The organism is Micromonospora sp. NBC_00858, from assembly GCF_045207365.1.
Taxonomy (GTDB): domain Bacteria; phylum Actinomycetota; class Actinomycetes; order Mycobacteriales; family Micromonosporaceae; genus Micromonospora.
In genome coordinates this window covers 4,081,118-4,098,965 of sequence record NZ_CP108828.1, presented here as the reverse complement: position 1 = coordinate 4,098,965, position 17,848 = coordinate 4,081,118, and the positions used below count along the sequence as shown (strand labels likewise).

Genomic DNA, 17,848 nt, shown 5'->3' with positions numbered 1-17,848 from the left:
TGCTTCAGTCCCAGTGTCGGAAGAATCTCCCGAGAGGCTCCGCATAGGCCCGATAGTCGAACGATTCGAGCGCCTGACTCCGCGCGGCCTGACGCATGAGGCCCCGCTGCTCACCGCTCAGCCGCGCGGCAGCACGGAACGCTTCGGTGACCTCGGCCAGTGTGTGGTCTCGGCAGATCAGGCCCTCACGGTTGGGGCGCAGGTATCTCCCCATGTCGCTGGTCAGGTTGGCGATTACCGGGGTACCGCTGGCCAGGCTCTCGCAGAACTTCGTCGAGAAGCCTGCGTCCGTCGCCCGCTCCGGCCGGCGGATGAGCACGCTGAAGTCGGCGCCCTGCAGGGCGCTCGCCACCTCGGCCTGCGGTACACGACCCAGGCAGCGCACCCCGTCCGGCAACGATCGGCCATCGAACAGGTTGCGTACCTCACCCAGCGTCGGGCCGTAGATCTGCAACTCGATGCTCGCGCCGTCGCGCTGGACGCGACCCACCGCTTCGATGACGGTGCCCAGGAGATCTTTCTTGTTTCCGTGCGGGTTACCGGCATAGACGAGCGTGAGGGGGGACGAGTCGTCCACCGTCGGCCTGGCGTCCACGGTCAGGTTCTTGACGTCGAGGGTGGGCGGCACCCGCAGGATCGGCATACCGGCGCGGCGGTAGTGGGCCTCCAGGTAGGAGCTGATCGCGATGACGCCGTCGCAGCGGGGGTAGTAGTAGTGCATGGCCAGTTTCATGCTGGCGTGCAGGGGGCCGAGGTAACCGCCGCGCACGTAACGCCCGTTGAACCAGTCGACGACATCAACGATCAGCGGCACGTTGTTACGGCGGCACCACCGCTGAAGGTGGAACATGTACTGGGCTTGGCCGCCGTGCACCAGGACGTGGGACGGCTTTGTCGGCTGTGCGTCCAGCCATCGGACCGTCCGCTGGCCCCACCGCAGCAGAGTCTGTATCGAGCTGCCAAGCGGCCCAGCTTCCGGTGGCGGCTTCTCCGCCAGGCCGATGTGGGAGACCGAGCCCGGTCCGTCGACGCCGGGTAGCGGGGTCATGGTCCGCGGCTCGGGACCGCCGCCGGCGACCACCACGTCATAACCGGCGGCGGCCAACGACGCCACCAGGCCGTAGACCCGTCGCGACCCCGCCTCGCCCCACGGGAAGAGGAATGGACCTGCGCAGGCGATCCAACGTGAACGGCGTGTCATCGCAGCACCTCAACTTGCTTCTAGGTCAGTTGCCTGCGGGTGGCCTCGGAGACGGCGGATTCGGCTCTTGCTGCCGAGCGCAGCGTGGCGGCGAACCGCGCGGCTACGCCTTCCTTCGCGTGTTCCTGCCGCGCGAACTCGATTCCGTTGCGGGCAAGCCTCTCCCGGAGCCCCGCGTCCCGGCAGAGATCCGTCAGGCCGCGGACCAGCGCCGCGGTGTCGCTCGTCCCGACGATCACGCCGGCGTTGGCTTCCCGGATGTGGTTCATCGAGGCCACCTCGGTGGGCCCGTAGCCGAAGATGGGCCGGCCCGACGCCAGGTACTGGGGGATCTTCGTCGACACCGAGTAACGGGTGTAGCGCCGGATCTCCTCGTCGAACGACTCGATGTGAACGAGGACGGCCGCGGACCGTAGCGCCGCGGGCACCTCGTCACTGGTCAGCGAAGGCCCCAGGCGTACGCGCTCCAGGTGGGCGAAGTGCTTTCCGTACTGGGCGAGGTCCCGCTCCGGGGAGTGAATGGTGAGCCGTACGGGCAGGCCGGCGTCGGCCACGCTGTCCAGTGCGGCACCGATGTCGCGAAGTGACTCCCAGCGGTTGAGGTGCAGGGCGCCGACGTAGACCAGCTCCGTCACCCCCTGCTGATCCGCCTCGTCCCGGGGCGCGGCGAAGAAGGTCTCGTCGACGCAGTTGGCGAAGGCGCTGAACGGAATGCGGTAGCGCCGGGAGTACTCCTCCGCCATCGGCTGACTGATGACCATGCCGAGCGGGGCGAGGCGGATGAGCCTGGCGACCGCCTCCTGAACCGCCCGGTCGGCGCGCCCGAAGAGTTCACCGTTGTCGTACAGGGTCGCCGGCCAGTCGTCCGTGAAATGCGGCACGACCGGGACGCCGCACGTGCGTGCCGCGAGTGCGGTGATCCTCGTCAGCCGCACACTGCCGAGCATGGAGTAGACAAGGTCCGGTCGGAAGTCGCGCATCCACTCGGTCAGCTTCCGGGGAACACGGATTGGACTCAGGTCGGCGGTCGCGCGCAGTTGCGCGTACGCCTTGGCCATGCCGGGTCGCTTTTCGGCCGCCGCCTGTACGGCAGCGATCGGCCGGCTCTGTTGCAGTGGCGTGCGACCGTTCCACCCGAGCATCCGCATGGAGTAGTACTGGATGGGAAGGTAGTGGTCTCTCGGCGGGAAGTGGAAATAGTTCTCGCACACTTCCGTCGATGGCGCGATGTTGCCGGTGTAGACCTGCCCGAGGCGGTCTTTCGGCCAGCCGGAGAAGAGGTTCGACAGGGTCATCGCGGTCCCGCTGACACGGCTGAAAGGCGTGTGGCTGACCACCAGCACCCGCGGAAAATCCTCGTCCAACAGCATCAGTGCATCCGCCTCTCTCATGTGGACCGCAGAGTCAGTGCCCGGCGGTAGCCGTAAATGGCGGCCGGGACAACCGTGATGGTGTATATGACGACCGCGATGTATGGTGCCGCGGACACGCCGAACCAGTGCACACCGTACAGCTTGCCGATGATGGAAAGCGGCAGATACAGCAGATAGCCCCAGAGTTGTGGGCGTACGACTCCGGCCGCGTTCTGCACCATGAATCGCGGAGAGATCGCGGCCAGTACGATCCACCAACAGGCGAAGCCCAGCAGTAGTGACCGGTTTCCTATCGGGATAGGGAGCCACGCGGCGAAGAGCTCCTCGCCGAAGATTACCAACAGGGTCGATGGCAGCAATGCGATAAGCGTGGAGACGATCGTCATGCGCCGGACGGTTCTGCGCACCCAGTCGAGGTCCCCCCGGGCGAGAGCTTCGCCGTGCATTGGCCACAGCGGCTGGTTCACCAGCGTCACGAGCGCGCCGAGCTGGGTGAACAGCTTCGCCGGCACCGCGTAGGCGGTGACGCTGGCCAGGCCCAGGACGTGCGCGATGATCAACGGGTCGGCATTGTCGGCCAGGACCATCACCAGCGTTACCAGGAAGAACAGGCCGCCAAGGCCGAACAGGTCACGGATCCCGCGTCCGTCGATGAATCTCGGGCGGGGTGCCAGGTGTGGCAGGCGCCGTCCGAACGTCCACGCGGTGTTGGCGATGTTGACCAGTAGCGGGGCGACCGCGATGCTGGCGATCACGGCTATCGGAGGAAATCCCGCGAACACCGCGCCGAGCGCGAGCGGCAGCGAGAGTGCGCTCGCGGCCGCCTGCCAGATATTGCTGGCCGCCACCTGTTGGTACGCGTACTGAACCCTGGCGACCAGCGACAGTGGAATGTTCAGGAGGAAAGCGGTCAGGCAGACCAGGGCGACGAGGTGCGCATCCTCCGCCGCTGCCCCGGTGGCGTTGAAGAGCAACGGCCACGGAATGAACCCACCGAACAGCCAGAGCAGGCCACACAGCGGGAGCGCCACGCCGCAGACCGCCGCATAGGCGCTGGAGATGTACCGCCGAGCCGTGTCCGTGTCGCCGTCCACCCGGCAAGGCGCGAGCCTGGTCATCAGCCCGAGGCCGACGCCCAGGTCCGCGAAAGCGACCATCCCCGTGACCGCGAGCACCGCGGCCCAGAGTCCGTACAGGTCAGTGCCGAGGTACGACAGGGTCACGGGGAGGAGGGTGAGCGGTACGAGGGCGCTGACCACCCGACTCAGTGCTGCGGTGGCGATCCAGGACAGCAGCCGGCGGCCGCGGCTCTGGCTCGGGGGAGCGGGAGCGGCCGGCTCCGGCCGCTCAACCGTCTGGACGACCCGACCAGGCCCGGGTGATGCGGCGTCCGGCTGCTCCTGCCGCTCGAACCTGCTGTCGGGGGCCCGCATCTTTCGGTCCTATCGATCTGCGGCGAACGCCGGAGGGACGCGCCTGGCGATGCGGGTGCCGCGACGCGGCCTCGCGCTGGGGGTTTCCTCCCGGGCATAACTGCTGGTGAGGGATTTGGGTGCGGCCTCCCTCACGACGTGGGCAGCGGCGCCGCCGCCCGCCCCAGCCCCTGCAGCGCCCCGGCGAGCGTGGTTCGCGGACAGGCCTGGCCGTGTCCGAGTTTCGACCAGTATAGGCGGGTATGAGACATAGAACGCCAGATCCAGCATTCTGTCCCCAACAGATCGAGTGCAGGCCGTTTGGGGCGTTTCCTGGTTGGTTGTGGGGTCGTTGCGGGTGTTGGGGCTGTCGCGCACCAGTGACGTTGAGGAGTGGTGTTGACTTTTCTGGCTTCTGGTCGCCGGGTGTTGATCACCGGTGGTACGGGTTCGTTTGGTCGGACGATGGTGGGGCGTTTGCTTGATCGTGATGTGGGCGAGGTGCGGGTGCTCAGTCGTGATGAGGCGAAGCAGGATGCGATGCGGCGGGTGCTCGGTGATGAGCGGGTGCGGTATTACGTGGGTGATGTGCGGGATTACGACACGGTGTTGCGGGCGGCGCGTGGGGTGGATTTCGTTTTCCATGCCGCGGCGTTGAAGCAGGTGCCGTCGTGTGAGTTTTTCCCGTTGGAGGCGGTGCGGACGAATGTGTTGGGTAGCGCGAATGTGGTGGAGGCTGCTGAGCGTAACGGGGTGAGTTCGGTGGTGATGTTGGGCACCGATAAGGCTGTGTATCCGGTCAACGCGATGGGGATGTCGAAGGCGTTGATGGAGAAGGTGGCTCAGGCTCATTCGCGGAATAATCCGGGTAGTCCGACGACGGTGTCGAGTGTGCGGTACGGCAATGTGATGTTTTCTCGGGGTTCGGTGATTCCGTTGTTCATCGAGCAGATCAAGGCGGGTCGGGCGCCGACGGTGACGAATCCGTTGATGACGCGGTTTTTGATGTCGTTGCAGGATTCGGTGGATCTGGTGGAGCATGCGTTTCGGCATGCTCGTCCGGGTGACATTTTCATTCGTAAGGCGAGTGCGTGCACGGTGGGGGATTTGGCGGCGGCGTTGTGTCAGCTTTTTGATGTGCCGGCGAAGGTGGATCCGATCGGGGTGCGGCATGGTGAGAAGTTGCATGAGACGTTGGCCAGTCGTGAGGAACTCGGGCGGGCTGAGGATTTCGGTGATTTCTTCCGGGTGCCGGTGGATGATCGGGATTTGAACTACGCCCTGTATGTGACTGAGGGTGAGATCGGTGTGGGGCCTGAGGATGACTTCAACTCGGCCAACGCTCCGCAGCTTGATGTGCCGCAGATCGTCGAGTTGCTGCTGACCCTGCCTGAGGTTCGTGCGGAACTGGCCCACCAAGACCCGCTCCTCACATGCTGAACCTCGCGATCACCGGCGCCCACGGCTTCCTCGGCTGGCACACACGAGTACTGGCCCGGGCGCTCGGCTGGCCGGAACCCACGCTTCTCACCCGAGCAGACCTGGCCGATCCGGCGGCGGTGGCCGCGAAGGTGGCCGGCGTCGACCGGGTACTGCACCTCGCCGGCGTCAACCGCGGCGACCCGGTCGAGGTAGCGACCGGCAACGTCGAGCTCGCTGCCGCTCTCGCCCGCGGCTTGAACCGGTGTGCCGTGCCGCCCCGAACCGTCGTCTTCGCCAACTCGGTCCAGGCCGGCAACGGCACCCCGTACGGCGACGCCAAGGCCGTCGCCGCGGAGACCCTCGCCAACACCGGCCTTGACGTCGTCGACGTCCGGCTGCCCAACCTCTACGGCGAGCACGGACGGCCGTTCTACAACTCCGTGGTGGCGACGTTCTGCCGGCTGCTCGCCGACGGCGGCCAGCCGGAGGTGCACGAGGACCGGAAGCTGCGCCTGGTGCACGCCACCGACGCCGCCGCCCATCTGCTGGGGGCTCCCACCGCGGGCAGTTGGGACGCTGCGATGCCCGAGCTGCATACCGGGGTACGCGAGATGGCCGACCGGCTCGCCGGGTACGCCGCGCTCTACCGCGCTGGCGAGATCCCGGCGCTGCCCGACCGGCACGCGGTACGGCTGTTCAACACCTACCGTTCACACTGCTTCCCCGCGCACTACCCGTTGCCGCTGCCGCGGCACGCCGACGCCCGCGGTGAGCTGACCGAGGTGGTCAAGTCGTACGGCGGGCAGGGGCAGACCTTCTGCTCCACGTCCCACCCGGGCATCACCCGGGGCGAGCACTTCCACCTGGCCAAGGTGGAACGCTTCGCGGTCGTCCGGGGCAGCGCCGAGATCAGCCTTCGCCGGGTCGGCCACCACGACGTGGTCCGTTTCCCGGTCGACGGCGACTCGCCGGTGGTGGTGGACATGCCGACGATGTGGGCCCACAAGATCGAAAACACAGGCTCTGGCGAGCTGCTGACCCTTTTCTGGACCAACGAGCTGTTCGACCCGCAGCGGCCGGACACGTACGCCGAGCCGGTCGAGAGCGCGCTGCGCGAGCCGGTGGAGTCGGCGGCGTGACGATTCGGCTGGGCGTTTACCGGATCGAGGACATGATGCTCAGGCTGACGGTCGGACGGAGTAGACGATGACCAGGGTGATGACGGTGGTCGGTACCCGGCCGGAGATCATTCGGCTGTCCCGGGTGTTGGCCAGGCTGGACAGTACGGTCGACCACGTGCTGGTGCACACCGGACAGAACTGGGATCCGACCCTGTCCGACGTGTTCTTCACCGAGCTGCGGCTGCGTCAGCCGGACCGGTTCCTGGAGGTCGACACCAGCTCGCTCGGTCGGGTCCTCGGCGGCGTGCTGGTCGGCATGGAGCAGGCGATCGCCGAGCTGCGGCCGGACGCGCTGCTGGTGCTGGGTGACACCAACAGCTGTATCGCCGCGTTGATGGCGCGGCGCATGCGGGTGCCGGTCTACCACATGGAGGCCGGGAACCGCTGCTTCGACCTGAACGTGCCGGAGGAGACCAACCGGCGGCTGGTCGACCACGTGGCCGACTTCAACCTGGTCTACACCGAACACGCCCGGCGCAACCTGCTCGCCGAGGGCCTGCATCCGCGCCGGATCCTGCACACGGGCTCGCCGATGCGGGAGGTGCTGGAGCACTACCGGGCGCCGATCGCCAGCTCGGGCATCCTGCGTCAGCTGGAGCTCGACCGGGGCGGATACTTCCTGGTCAGTGCGCACCGGGAGGAGAACGTGGACCGCCCCGACCGGCTCCGCCGGCTGCTGGACTGCCTGGTCGCGGTGCGCGACCGGTGGGGCTTCCCGGTGCTGGTCTCCACCCACCCGCGGACCCGCAAACGGCTGGAGGCGTCGGCTCCGGACGCCACCGCGTTGGACGGCATCGCCTTCCACGAGCCGTTCGGCCTGCTCGACTACGTGCACCTGCAGACGAAGGCGTACTGCACGCTGTCGGACAGCGGGACGATCAGCGAGGAGGCCGCCATCCTCGGCTTCCCCGCGGTGACGTTGCGCGAGTCGATCGAACGCCCGGAGGCGCTCGACGCCGGCGGCATCATCATGACCGGCCTCGACCCGCAGGGCGTGGTCGAGGCGGTCGAGGTGACCGTGGCCCAGGTCGCCGCGCAGGGGGTGCCCTGCCCGGTCGACTACCAGGTGCCGGACACCTCCCGGCGGGTGGTCGACTTCATCCTCTCCACCGTCCGCCGGCATCACGACTGGGCGGGCATTCGTCGCTGAACGGGCTAGCACCAGGGCCGGCGACCGCGCACCTGCGGTCGCCGGCCCTGCTGTGTACCTGCGTCTGATCCGCGCCCCCGTGGGCACCCTGACCGCGACGAGGTCCACTCCCGTACCGAAAACGGGGTGACGCCCCCCGGCGTCACCCCGTTGGCGGACGGGTCGATCAGCGCGACTGCAGTGGTACGCCCAGCGGACCGTCGACCATGGGATCGGTCGGCTGGGTGCAGAGCAGCGCGAGATGCTCGACGACCTTCACCGCGTCCTCGTGCGGGTCGAGCCCGCTCACCTCCATCGGGTCCAGCGCCGGCACGGCCACGTGGGACACCAGGGGATGGAACGGCCGGGCGTCGACCTCGCCGGTCCCGAGCAGGTCCTCGTGCAGCTTCTCGCCGGGCCGCAGGCCGGTGTAGACGATGGGCACGGAGCTGGACGCCTGGTCGGCCATCTGGCGGGCCAGGTCGACGATCCGGACCGGGGCACCCATGTCGAGCACCAGCGCCTCCCCGTCCCGGCCGATCTCGGCGGCCTGAAGCACCAGGTGGACAGCCTCCTGAACGGTCATCAGGTAGCGGGTGACGTCCGGGTGGGTGACGGTCAACGGCTTCCCGGCCTCGATCTGCCGCTGGAAGGCCGTCACCACCGAGCCGCGGCTGCTCAGCACGTTGCCGAACCGGACGCTGAGGAACGTACCCGGGAACCGGGACGCGGCGTGCGCGGTCAACCGTTCGGTGATCCGCTTCGAGTAGCCGAGGACGCTGATCGGGTCGGCCGCCTTGTCCGTGGAGATGTTGACGAACTTCGCCACGTCCTGGCAGGCGTCCAGCACGGACAGGGTGCCCCAGACGTTGGTCTTGATCGCCTCGCCCGGATGCCGCTGCAGCAGCGTCAGGTGCTTGAGTGCCGCGGCGTGGAAGATGATCTCCGGGCGGCGCTCCCGGATGATCCGCCGGATTCCCTCGTCGTCCCGCAGGTCGGCGAGGATCAGCTCGGGACCGTCCAGCATGGCCCGCCCGGCGAGCGACATCTGAAGGCTGTGCAAGGCCGACTCGTCCCGGTCCAGCATCATCAGCTCACCCGGGTTGGCCTTCATCACCTGACGGCAGAGCTCGGAGCCGATCGACCCGCCGGCGCCGGTGACCAGGATGCGCCGCCCGGTCAGACTGTTGGTGCTCAGCGGCAGGTCACCGATCACCTGCCGGCGGCCAAGCAGGTCGCTGATCTGTACGTCCCGGACGTCGGTGACGGTGATCCGGTGGTCGACCAGGTCCCGCACCGGAGGCAGCACCTTGAACACCGCGCCGGCCTCAAGGGTGGCCTCGCGGATCTGGCGGATCAGCGCGGCGTCCGCGTTGGCCACCGAGAAGATGACGGCGGTGGCGCCGGTACGCCGGACCGAGGCGGCGACATCGTGCCGTCCGCCCAGCACGCGTACCCCGCCGATGCGCAGGTCGCGCTTGTCCGGGTCGTCGTCCAGCGCGCCGACCGGTAGGTACCGACCGCGCGGGTCGCCGAGCATGGCGCGGAGCAGCCCCTGGCCGGCGTCACCCATTCCGAAGAGCAGCACCGGCGTCGACGACCGGACATCCGGCCGCATGGCGAGGTCGCGTCGGTGCCGGTACAGGAACCGGGCGCCGAGCATGAACAGCAGGGCGAGCGCGCCGCCGACCAGCGGGGTGCTCGCCGGAACCGGCCGTTCGCCGGACGGCAGCAGGCCGAGCAGCACGATGCAGGCCGTCGTGATGGTGGTGCCGGCGACGCCCTGGACCTCCTGCAGGCTGCCCAGCGGGTGTCGTCCGGAGTAGAGCCGGCGCAACGCCGCCACCGCCACGTGCATGACCGCCGCGGCGACGCCGATCGCGGCCGCCCGGCCCAGTTGGCCCGGGGGGAGCTGGAACTCGAACCGGGTCCACGCGGCCGCGACGAACCCGCCGACCCAGGCAGTGGTGTCGGTGGCGAGGAATCCGGCGGTGCGCTGGCGGGCCTTGGCCCGTCGCGTCTGCCGGTCCGCGTCTCGCGTGTTCTCGGTGTCCTGCGGCATGTGCTGGCTCCCTGTCCCGTCGCACGACTGCTTCCGCCCGCACCGGCAGAAGGAGCCTCTAGGCTCTTTGTCCTTGTTACATGCCAAAACAGCATTGTTGGGCGTTTTCGGGTTTGACGAGTTGAATATGCTGTCTGTCCCGGTGGCCCTCAGCGAGCCGGAACGCCCTTGACCGTCACCTGATCGGGTACGTCCCGGACGACGCAGGCACCGGCCCCGACCGTGCTGTCCCGCCCGATCCGCAGGCCCTGCAGCACTGCGGCGGTGGTCCCGATCAGCACGCCCTCGGCCAGGTGGCAGTCACCGGACACCGCGGCGAGCGGGTTGACCGAGACGTAGTCGGCGAGGCTGCTGTCATGGCCGACGGTGGCGTTCTGGTTGAGATGTACGTGCCGGCCGATGGTGACGTTCGTGGTGACCCGGGCCCCCGCAAAGGCGACGAACCCCGGTCCGTGCTCGGTGTCCGGCCCGATGGTGGCGTCCGGGTGGACGAGGCTCGCCGTGGAGATCCCGTACCCGTCGATCCGCTTCCCGATGGCGCGACGGACTCGGGGGTCCCCGACGCCGATGAGGTGTCGGGTGCCCGGGGGAGCGTCGCGCAACCAGGCCACGTCACCGAGGTACGGCACGTCGAGTCGCTGCAACCGCTTCAGGTTCTCCTCGGTGGGTCGGTCGTCGACGACGCCCAGCAGCTGCCAGATCGGCCGGTCGGCGGCCTCGTTCACCGCTCGGGCGATGGTGAGCAGCTCCCGGCCGTGCCCGCCGCAGCCGACCACCACCAGTCCCCTCGTCACGCCGTGGACCCTCCCGTCCGGACGGTCAGGAACTCGTCGATCGCAGTGAACACCCGGGCGATCTGCGGCTCGGTCAGGGCACTCCCGCTGGGCAGGGTGAGCCCGTCGGCGAAGAGCCGCTCCGCCGCGCCGGTCAGCAGGCTCTCCGCGCCGGCGTGCATGGGCTGCAGGTGCATCGGTTTCCACACCGGTCGGGTCTCGATGTCCCGCTCGGCCAGGTGGGCCGCCAGGTCGTCGGCCCGCCAACCGCACCGCTCCCGCTCGACCGTGATGACGGTGAGCCAGCAGTTCGACTCGGTGTCCTCCACGCCGAGCAGCTGGACGCCGGGCACCGGGGCGAAGAGCTTGGCGTAGTGGTCGCGCAGTTGGCGGCGTCGCGCGATCATCCCGTCCAGCCGGAGCAACTGGGCCCGGCCGAGCGCAGCGAGGAGGTTGCTGAGCCGGTAGTTGTAGCCCGTCTCGCGGTGCTCGTAGTGCCGCGCCGGCTCGCGGGCCTGCGTGGACAGGTGGCGGGCCCGGTCGAGAAGCGCGGCGTCGTCGGACACCAGCATTCCGCCACCGGAGGTGGTCATGATCTTGTTGCCGTTGAACGAGAGCACACCGACATGCCCGAAGGAGCCGGCGGGCTGTCCCCGGTGGCTGGCCCCGAGGGCCTCCGCGGCGTCCTCCACCAGGGGCACCTCGGCCTCGTCGCAGATCGGGACGAGGGCGCGGTAGTCGGCGCAGCTGCCGAACATGTCCACCGGGACGATCGCGCCGACCCGTTCGCCGCGCGATCGCAGCCGGCGCAGCAGGTCGGCGGCGAGGCCGACGTCAACGTTTCCGGTCCGGGGGTCGCAGTCGACGAAGACCGGACGCGCGCCGATGTACCGGACCGCGTTCGCGGTGGCCACGAAGGTGAGCGTGGGCACGATGACCACGTCGTCGGGGCCGACCCCGACGCCGAGCAGGGCCAGGTGCAGGGCGGCGGTGCCGGAGCTGACCGCGACGGCTCCGCCGGTGCCGACCCGCTCGGCGATGTCGCGCTCGAACGCCTGAAGGTCCGGGCCGGCCGGTGCCACCCAGCCCGAACGCAGGGCCGCGACCAGGTACGACTCCTCGAGCGGCCCGACGTCGGGCGCGGACAGGTGGATCGTCTGGCTCATCGGCCGGCTCCCTGGGGGATCGTCATGCCGGTGTCCGGTCCCGCTGCGGAGGCGCCGGGCGCCGGTGCGTACCGAGGAATTCCGGCGCGGTCGCGGATCCGGCCGCGTTGATGCCGTCGCGGCGCAGCACGGTGCGCGCGGTCGCGGCCAGGATCGACAGGTCAAGTCGGAGGTTCCGGCTGTCCACGTACTGCACGTCGAGGTCCAGCTTCTCCTCCCAGCTCAGGCTGTTGCGCCCGCGCACCTGGGCCAGGCCGGTGACGCCGGGCCGTACCTCATGCCGGCGGGCCTGGCTGGCGGAGTAGCGATCGAGGTACTCCGGCAGCAGCGGGCGCGGGCCCACCAGGCTCATGTCGCCGCGCAGCACGTTCCAGAGCGTGGGCAGCTCGTCCAGGCTGGTGGCGCGCAGCCAGCGCCCCAGCGGGGTGAGCCGGTCGCCGTCGCCGACCAGGCCGCGGCCGTGGTTGGGCGGCCGCATGGTGCGGAACTTGATCACCTCGAAGGGTTGGCCGTGCAGGCCGGCGCGGCACTGGCGGAACAGCACCGGGCGGCCGAGGCCCACCATGACCAGGACCGCCGCCACCACCAGCAGCGGCGTGACCAGCACCAGCAGTACGGCCGCGAGGATCGCGTCAAAGACGCGCTTGCCCGGCGCGGGTCGGGGCAGCAGCAGGGGGTGTTCGGGGGCGTTCGCGAGACCACCAGGCACTGGCACCGATCCGACCTCCGCGAGAAAGCGACTTAACGACTAATTAAGGGTTTTACCAGCACAAGCTGGTCGGCAACTCCGAATGCCGACACTCAGGCTGCTTCGCCCCGATCAACCCCGAAACGGCGCGCATGGACACGGCCTCGCTGTACGCCCTCCTGCGGTCCGTGCCGTCAGCGGTCGAGCGGTAGGGTCGCGACCGTCCGGTCGGGCGAGTGGAGAACTGGCCGGTCGGGCGAGGGGGAAGACTGTGCTGCACCTGAGGGTGATTGCTCCGCCGGACCAGTCGGTGGCGGTGGCCGACCTGCTGGCCGCCGAGCCGGGGGTGACCCACCTGGTGGTGCTGCCCGGCGTCGCCCGGCAGCCCCGGGGCGACCTCATCCAGTGCGACGTGGTCCGGGAGAGCGCCGACAGCGTCCTGCACGGCTTGCAGCAACTCGGTGTGGAGGCGCGCGGCGGGATCGCCGCTGACGACGTCGAGTTGACCATCTCCGCGGCGGCCGACCGGGCGGCGGAGAAGGCGCCCGGCAGTGGCGCTGACGCCGTGGTGTGGGACGAGATCGCGGCGAAGACCGGTGAGCAGACCGAGCTGTCCGGCACCTACCTGGTGCTGCTCATCGTCGCCACCATGATCGCCGGTATCGGCGTGCTACTGGACCAGCCGATCCTCATCGTCGGTGCGATGGTGGTCGGTCCGGAGTTCGGCCCGCTCGCCGCGCTCTGCGTGGCGCTGCTGCGCCGCCGGCTCGGGGTGATCGGCCGCTCGGTGCAGGCCCTCTCGGTCGGCTTCCTGACCGCCATGGTGGCGACCATGTTGAGCACCTGGGCGCTGACCGCCGTCGGCCTGGTCAACCGGGAGATGCTGCTCGCCGACCGCCCGCTCACCGACTTCATCTGGCGACCGGACGCGCTGTCCTGGGTGATCGGCCTGCTCGCCGGGGTGGCCGGCATGCTCTCGTTGACCTCGAAGAAGTCGGGCAGCCTCGTCGGGGTGCTGATCTCGGTGACCACGGTGCCGGCCGCGGCGAACGTGGCGGTGGCCGCCGCCTACGGGGTCTGGCACGAGGCGGCCGGGTCGGCCCTCCAACTGGTGATCAACCTGTGCGCCATCGTCCTGGCCGGGCTGCTCACCCTCGTGGTGCAGCAGGTCTCGTGGTGGAACGTGGCCCGTCGGTCCCGTCGCCCAGCAGCCGGGTGAGTAGGGTCCGCAACGGGATCGACTCGCCGTCGCGGCCGCCCGCGCCGACGACCAGCGGCGCCGGGCTGGGCTGCGGGTCGACGCCGAACAGCCAGGCCCGCAGACCGCCCTGCACGGTCAGCAGGTGGAACCGGCCTGCCACGTCCACCGCCCGGGTCCCGGCCCGGTCGACGTACCAGCCGGTCAGCCGGGTCCGGTAGCGCCCGCGCCCGTCGTAGCCCCGGGCCATCAGCCGGGTGGTGGGCAGCCCCCGCCGGGTCGCCTCGGCCACGAACCAGGCCACCAACTCCGCCGCCTCGGCCTGCTCGGCGGCCCGCCGCCGAGCCTCCGCGTCGGCGTGCGCCCGCACCGCCTGCCGCTGGCGCTCCCGCCACTCCCGGCCGTCCTGCTCAGTCACGACGCCGACGGTACGCCCGCACGTGTGGCCTGGCTCAGTCGAGTACGGCGAGCAGGGTGCGCCGGGCGATGGCGGCCATCACCGGGTTGGTCTCGACGTAGTACGGCAGCGCGTTGATCGCCTGTACCAGCGCCCAGCCGCGCCCGCGTTCCCAGGTCGCATCGTCCACGCCGAGCGCCCGCCGGTACGTCTCTCGCGACCCGGCGTCGAACAGGTTCCACGCCGGCATCAGGTCCACCGCCGGATCGCCCACGTTGACCGTGCCGAGGTCGATGACCGCGGCCAGCCGCCCGTCGCGGACCAGCAGGTTGCCCGGCATCAGGTCGGCGTGGATCCACACGTCACCGGCGTCGTGCCGGGGAGCGTCCCGGCAGCGGTCCCACACCTCGGCGAGCCGGGCGGTGTCGGTGAGCTGGCCACTGCTGGCGAGGGCTGACCGCACACCGGCATCCTGGGCGGCCAGCGGTCCGCCCCGGCCGAACCCCGGCCAGGCCCGACCGGCTGTGTCGATGCCGTGCAGGGCGATGACAACGCCGGCCAGGTCACGGGCGAAGGCGCCCAGGTCGTCGACCCGGCTCGGCTGGGTCGGCTCGCCGGGGATCCAGCGGTACGCCGTCCACGGCCCGAGATACCCCTCACCCGGCTCGCCGAGGCCGAGCGGTTCGGGCACCGCGATCGGCAGGTGCGGGCCGAGCAGCCGGGCGTGCTCCTGCTCCCGCCGCAGCTCGGCGCGCAGTTCGGGGTCGGCTGTTGGTTGCAGGGGGAACCGCAGGACGATCTCCGCACCGAGCCGGAAGAGGGCATTCACCGTGCCGGTCGTGGGGAGCGGACGGACGGGGAGGGCCCGCCACTCGGGAAACTGCTCGGCCACCAGCGCGGCGACGACATCCGCGGTGACGTCGACCTGGTCGGCATGCATTTTCACCGCGAGATCATCACTCACCACTCCGGGGCCGGGCGACCCCATTTTTTCTCGAGGCCCGCCCCTTCCCCCCATGGGCCCACCCTTTCCCCTCCGACGCCTTGAGTCTCCTGTCGAGCTGCCTCAGATCTGGACCGCCCCATGGCCTCTGCCCCAGAAATGGGGCAGCTCGACAGGTTGCCGTGGGGGACTGGACGGGCCGGCCATTGAGGTGAGCAGAGCGCCGGGGGCGCCCGGGATGCCGCCCGTGCGGGGCGACATCCCGAGCCAGGTCTGGCGAGGCGTGCGGCCCCGCTGGTCGGTCAGGCCAGGCCGGCGCGGCGCAGGGCGTCCGCCATCGCATCGTTGGCCGGTGCCGCCGAGCGATCACCCTGCCCGCCACGGCCACCCTGACCGCCACGGCCACCCTGACCGCCACGGCCACCCTGACCGCCACCGCCGCCTTGACCGCCCCGCTGCTGCCCGCCGCTTCCACCCTGCCCGCCGCGACCACCTTGACCGCCGCGCTGGTCGGGCCCGCCGCGTCCGCTCTGCGACCCGCGCTGCGCCGGTCCGCCGCGCCCGTCCTGGCTGGTCCGGTCGCCGCGGGCGCCCTGTCCGTCCCGCGTACCGGCGGGTGCCCCCGGCTCGTCCTCCAGGCGCAGGGTCAGCGAGATCCGCTTGCGGGGTACGTCGACGTCCAGCACCCTGACCCGGACGACGTCACCGGACTTCACTACCTCGCGGGGGTCCTTGACGAAGGTCCGGGACATCGCCGAGACGTGCACCAGACCGTCCTGGTGCACCCCGACGTCCACGAACGCGCCGAACGCGGCCACGTTGGTGACCACGCCCTCCAGCACCATGCCGGGCGTCAGGTCACCGATCTTCTCCACCCCCTCGACGAAGGTGGCGGTACGGAACTCGGGCCGCGGGTCGCGGCCCGGCTTCTCCAGCTCGGCCAGGATGTCGGTGACGGTCGGCAGGCCGAACCGTTCGTCGACGAAGTCGGTCGCCCGCAGCCCGCGCAGGATGCTGCTCTTACCGATCACGGAGCGTAGGTCCTGGCCGGTGCTGGAGAGGATCCGGCGCACCACCGGGTACGCCTCGGGGTGCACGCTGGAGGAATCCAGCGGGTCGTCGCCGCCGGGGATGCGCAGGAAGCCGGCGCACTGCTCGAACGCCTTGGGCCCGAGCCGGGCCACCTTCTTCAGCTCGGTACGCGACCGGAACGGCCCGTTGGCGTCCCGGTGCAGCACGATGTTCTCGGCCAGCCCGGCGCCGATCCCGGAGACCCTGGTCAGCAGCGGCGCCGAGGCGGTGTTGACGTCCACCCCGACGGCGTTGACGCAGTCCTCCACCACCGCGTCCAGCGACCGGGACAGCTTCACCTCGGACAGGTCGTGCTGATACTGGCCGACCCCGATCGACCGTGGGTCGATCTTGACCAGCTCGGCGAGCGGGTCCTGGAGCCGACGGGCGATGGAGACCGCGCCGCGCAGCGACACGTCCATCCCGGGCAGCTCCTGCGAGGCGTACGCGGAGGCCGAGTAGACCGACGCGCCGGCCTCGGAGACCACCACCTTGGTCAGGTTGAGCTGCGGGAACCGCTTGATCAGGTCGCCGGCCAGCTTGTCGGTCTCCCGGGAGGCGGTGCCGTTGCCGATCGCCACCAGCTCCACCCCGTGCGCGCCGGCCAGCCGCGCGAGGGTCTCGATCGAGGCGTCCCACTGCCGGCGCGGCTCGTGTGGATAGATGGTGTCGGTGGCGACGACCTTGCCGGTGGCGTCCACCACGGCCACCTTGACTCCGGTCCGCAGGCCCGGGTCCAGCCCCATCGTGGACCGGGAGCCGGCCGGCGCGGCGAGCAGCAGGTCACGCAGGTTCATGGCGAAGACCCGTACCGCCTCCTCCTCGGCCGCCTGCCACAGCCGCATTCGCAGGTCCGCGCCGAGGTGGATGAGGATCCGGGTACGCCAGGCCCAGCGGACCGTGTCGGCCAGCCAGCGGTCGGCCGGGCGGGCGGCGTCGGACACGCCGAACCGGCCGGCGATGGCCGCCTCGTACCGGCTCGGGCCGGTCGGCGCGGCGTCCGCCTCGCCCGCCTCCTCCGGTTCCATCGTCAGGTCGAGCACGCCCTCCTTCTCGCCCCGGAACATGGCCAGGATCCGGTGCGAGGGCAGCTTCGGGTACGGCTCGGAGAAGTCGAAGTAGTCGGCGAACTTGGCGCCGGCGGTCTCCTGGCCCTCGCGTACCCGGGAGACCAGCCGGCCCCGCGACCACATCTGCTCGCGCAGCGTGCCGATCAGGTCGGCGTCCTCGGCGAAGGTCTCGATCAGGATCGCCCGGGCGCCCTCCAACGCGGCGGCGGCGTCGGCGACGCCCTTCTCCGGGTCGACGAACCCGGCGGCGGTGGCCCTCGGGTCCTGGGTCGGGTCGGCCAGCAGCGTCTCGGCCAGCGGCGCCAGCCCGGCCTCGCGGGCGATCTGCGCCCGGGTCCGCCGCTTCGGCTTGTACGGCAGGTAGATGTCCTCCAGGCGGGACTTCGAGTCGGCGGCCATGATCTGCGCTTCCAGGGCCTCGTCCAGCTTGCCCTGGCCGCGGATCGACTCCAGCACCGCGGCCCGCCGCTCGTCCAGCTCCCTCAGGTAGCGCAGCCGCTCCTCCAGGGTGCGCAGCTGGGTGTCGTCGAGCAGGCCGGTGGCCTCCTTGCGGTAGCGGGCGATGAACGGCACGGTGGCGCCGCCGTCGAGCAGCTCCACGGCCGCCCGCACCTGACGCTCGGCCACGCCGAGCTCGTCGGCGATCCGCTGATGAACAGACTGGGTCACGATCTCGATCCGCCTTCGGAAGTGGGTACCGCCCTGCATTGTGCCGGGCGGCCCTGGGCGCTGTCGCTGCGCCCGGCCGGAGCTGAATCGCCG

The 17,848-nt window shown here is 70.2% G+C and carries 14 protein-coding genes; 4 read left to right on the top strand and 10 right to left on the bottom strand.

Going from position 1 to position 17,848, the window contains the following annotated elements; all coding sequences use genetic code 11:
* Positions 1 to 4 precede the first annotated feature (4 nt).
* From OG990_RS19105 to OG990_RS19095, 3 genes are read right to left on the bottom strand one after another with little or no spacing between them, the layout of a single operon-like run.
* The gene (locus OG990_RS19105) at positions 5 to 1,201 is read right to left on the bottom strand and encodes a glycosyltransferase (RefSeq protein WP_406076522.1); all 1,197 of its coding nucleotides are present in this window, start codon (positions 1,199 to 1,201) and stop codon (positions 5 to 7) included.
* 20 nt (positions 1,202 to 1,221) lie between these two features.
* Positions 1,222 to 2,571 (bottom strand): glycosyl transferase family 1, encoded by a 1,350-nt coding sequence (locus OG990_RS19100; protein WP_406076520.1) that lies wholly within the window; start codon positions 2,569 to 2,571, stop codon positions 1,222 to 1,224.
* 17 nt (positions 2,572 to 2,588) lie between these two features.
* The gene (locus OG990_RS19095; protein ID WP_406076519.1) at positions 2,589 to 4,007 is read right to left on the bottom strand and encodes a lipopolysaccharide biosynthesis protein; all 1,419 of its coding nucleotides are present in this window, start codon (positions 4,005 to 4,007) and stop codon (positions 2,589 to 2,591) included.
* Positions 4,008 to 4,385: 378 nt separating this feature from the next.
* Here OG990_RS19095 and OG990_RS19090 point away from each other — a divergent pair, with 378 nt between their 5' ends.
* The 3 genes from OG990_RS19090 to wecB all read left to right on the top strand — a co-directional run bounded on the left by OG990_RS19090 (position 4,386) and on the right by wecB (position 7,739).
* A complete protein-coding gene (locus OG990_RS19090) occupies positions 4,386 to 5,426 on the top strand; it encodes a polysaccharide biosynthesis protein (protein ID WP_406076517.1) in 1,041 nt (346 codons plus the stop codon).
* Positions 5,420 to 6,547, top strand: a complete 1,128-nt coding sequence (locus OG990_RS19085) for an NAD-dependent epimerase/dehydratase family protein (RefSeq protein ID WP_406076515.1) — start codon at positions 5,420 to 5,422, stop codon at positions 6,545 to 6,547. Before OG990_RS19090 ends, OG990_RS19085 begins: the two co-directional genes overlap by 7 nt.
* Positions 6,548 to 6,614: 67 nt before the next feature.
* Positions 6,615 to 7,739 carry a non-hydrolyzing UDP-N-acetylglucosamine 2-epimerase gene (gene wecB, locus OG990_RS19080; protein WP_406076513.1) on the top strand — a complete coding sequence of 375 codons (1,125 nt, stop codon included), beginning with the start codon at positions 6,615 to 6,617 and terminating at the stop codon, positions 7,737 to 7,739.
* Positions 7,740 to 7,905: 166 nt separating this feature from the next.
* Here wecB and OG990_RS19075 read toward each other — a convergent pair whose 3' ends face one another.
* The 4 genes from OG990_RS19075 to OG990_RS19060 form a co-directional block, all read right to left on the bottom strand.
* Entirely contained in the window at positions 7,906 to 9,780 is a 1,875-nt protein-coding gene (locus OG990_RS19075) for a polysaccharide biosynthesis protein (protein ID WP_406076512.1), read from the bottom strand.
* Positions 9,781 to 9,929: 149 nt separating this feature from the next.
* Positions 9,930 to 10,574: an acetyltransferase gene (locus OG990_RS19070; RefSeq protein ID WP_406076511.1), complete on the bottom strand. Its 645-nt coding sequence runs from the start codon at positions 10,572 to 10,574 to the stop codon at positions 9,930 to 9,932.
* Entirely contained in the window at positions 10,571 to 11,719 is a 1,149-nt protein-coding gene (locus tag OG990_RS19065) for a DegT/DnrJ/EryC1/StrS family aminotransferase (protein ID WP_406076509.1), read from the bottom strand. Before OG990_RS19065 ends, OG990_RS19070 begins: the two co-directional genes overlap by 4 nt.
* 22 nt (positions 11,720 to 11,741) lie before the next feature.
* The gene (locus OG990_RS19060; RefSeq protein ID WP_406076507.1) at positions 11,742 to 12,434 is read right to left on the bottom strand and encodes a sugar transferase; all 693 of its coding nucleotides are present in this window, start codon (positions 12,432 to 12,434) and stop codon (positions 11,742 to 11,744) included.
* Between the two features lie 244 nt (positions 12,435 to 12,678).
* On the opposite strand from OG990_RS19060, the gene OG990_RS19055 reads away from it, so the two are divergent.
* Positions 12,679 to 13,626 (top strand): DUF389 domain-containing protein, encoded by a 948-nt coding sequence (locus tag OG990_RS19055; protein WP_406076505.1) that lies wholly within the window; start codon positions 12,679 to 12,681, stop codon positions 13,624 to 13,626.
* Here the strand turns inward: OG990_RS19055 and OG990_RS19050 are convergent.
* The 3 genes from OG990_RS19050 to OG990_RS19040 form a co-directional block, all read right to left on the bottom strand.
* On the bottom strand, positions 13,556 to 14,023 hold the full coding sequence (locus tag OG990_RS19050; RefSeq protein WP_406076504.1) for a hypothetical protein: 468 nt from the start codon (positions 14,021 to 14,023) through the stop codon (positions 13,556 to 13,558). The genes OG990_RS19055 and OG990_RS19050 overlap by 71 nt on opposite strands.
* Positions 14,024 to 14,057: 34 nt before the next feature.
* Complete coding sequence (locus OG990_RS19045; RefSeq protein WP_406081820.1) at positions 14,058 to 14,942, bottom strand: aminoglycoside phosphotransferase family protein; 885 nt, start codon at positions 14,940 to 14,942, stop codon at positions 14,058 to 14,060.
* Positions 14,943 to 15,247: 305 nt separating this feature from the next.
* Positions 15,248 to 17,755, bottom strand: a complete 2,508-nt coding sequence (locus OG990_RS19040; protein ID WP_406076502.1) for a Tex family protein — start codon at positions 17,753 to 17,755, stop codon at positions 15,248 to 15,250.
* Positions 17,756 to 17,848: the final 93 nt, after the last annotated feature.

Bases quoted from the DNA above. Each gene is read 5' to 3' on its own strand.
- OG990_RS19065 (WP_406076509.1), bottom strand. From the start codon at position 11,719: ATGAGCCAGACGATCCACCTGTCCGCGCCCGACGTCGGGCCGCTCGAG.
- OG990_RS19085 (WP_406076515.1), top strand. From the start codon at position 5,420: ATGCTGAACCTCGCGATCACCGGCGCCCACGGCTTCCTCGGCTGGCAC.
- wecB (WP_406076513.1), top strand. From the start codon at position 6,615: ATGACCAGGGTGATGACGGTGGTCGGTACCCGGCCGGAGATCATTCGG.
- OG990_RS19095 (WP_406076519.1), bottom strand. From the start codon at position 4,007: ATGCGGGCCCCCGACAGCAGGTTCGAGCGGCAGGAGCAGCCGGACGCC.
- OG990_RS19105 (WP_406076522.1), bottom strand. From the start codon at position 1,201: ATGACACGCCGTTCACGTTGGATCGCCTGCGCAGGTCCATTCCTCTTC.
- OG990_RS19045 (WP_406081820.1), bottom strand. From the start codon at position 14,942: ATGCATGCCGACCAGGTCGACGTCACCGCGGATGTCGTCGCCGCGCTG.
- OG990_RS19075 (WP_406076512.1), bottom strand. From the start codon at position 9,780: ATGCCGCAGGACACCGAGAACACGCGAGACGCGGACCGGCAGACGCGA.
- OG990_RS19100 (WP_406076520.1), bottom strand. From the start codon at position 2,571: ATGCTGTTGGACGAGGATTTTCCGCGGGTGCTGGTGGTCAGCCACACG.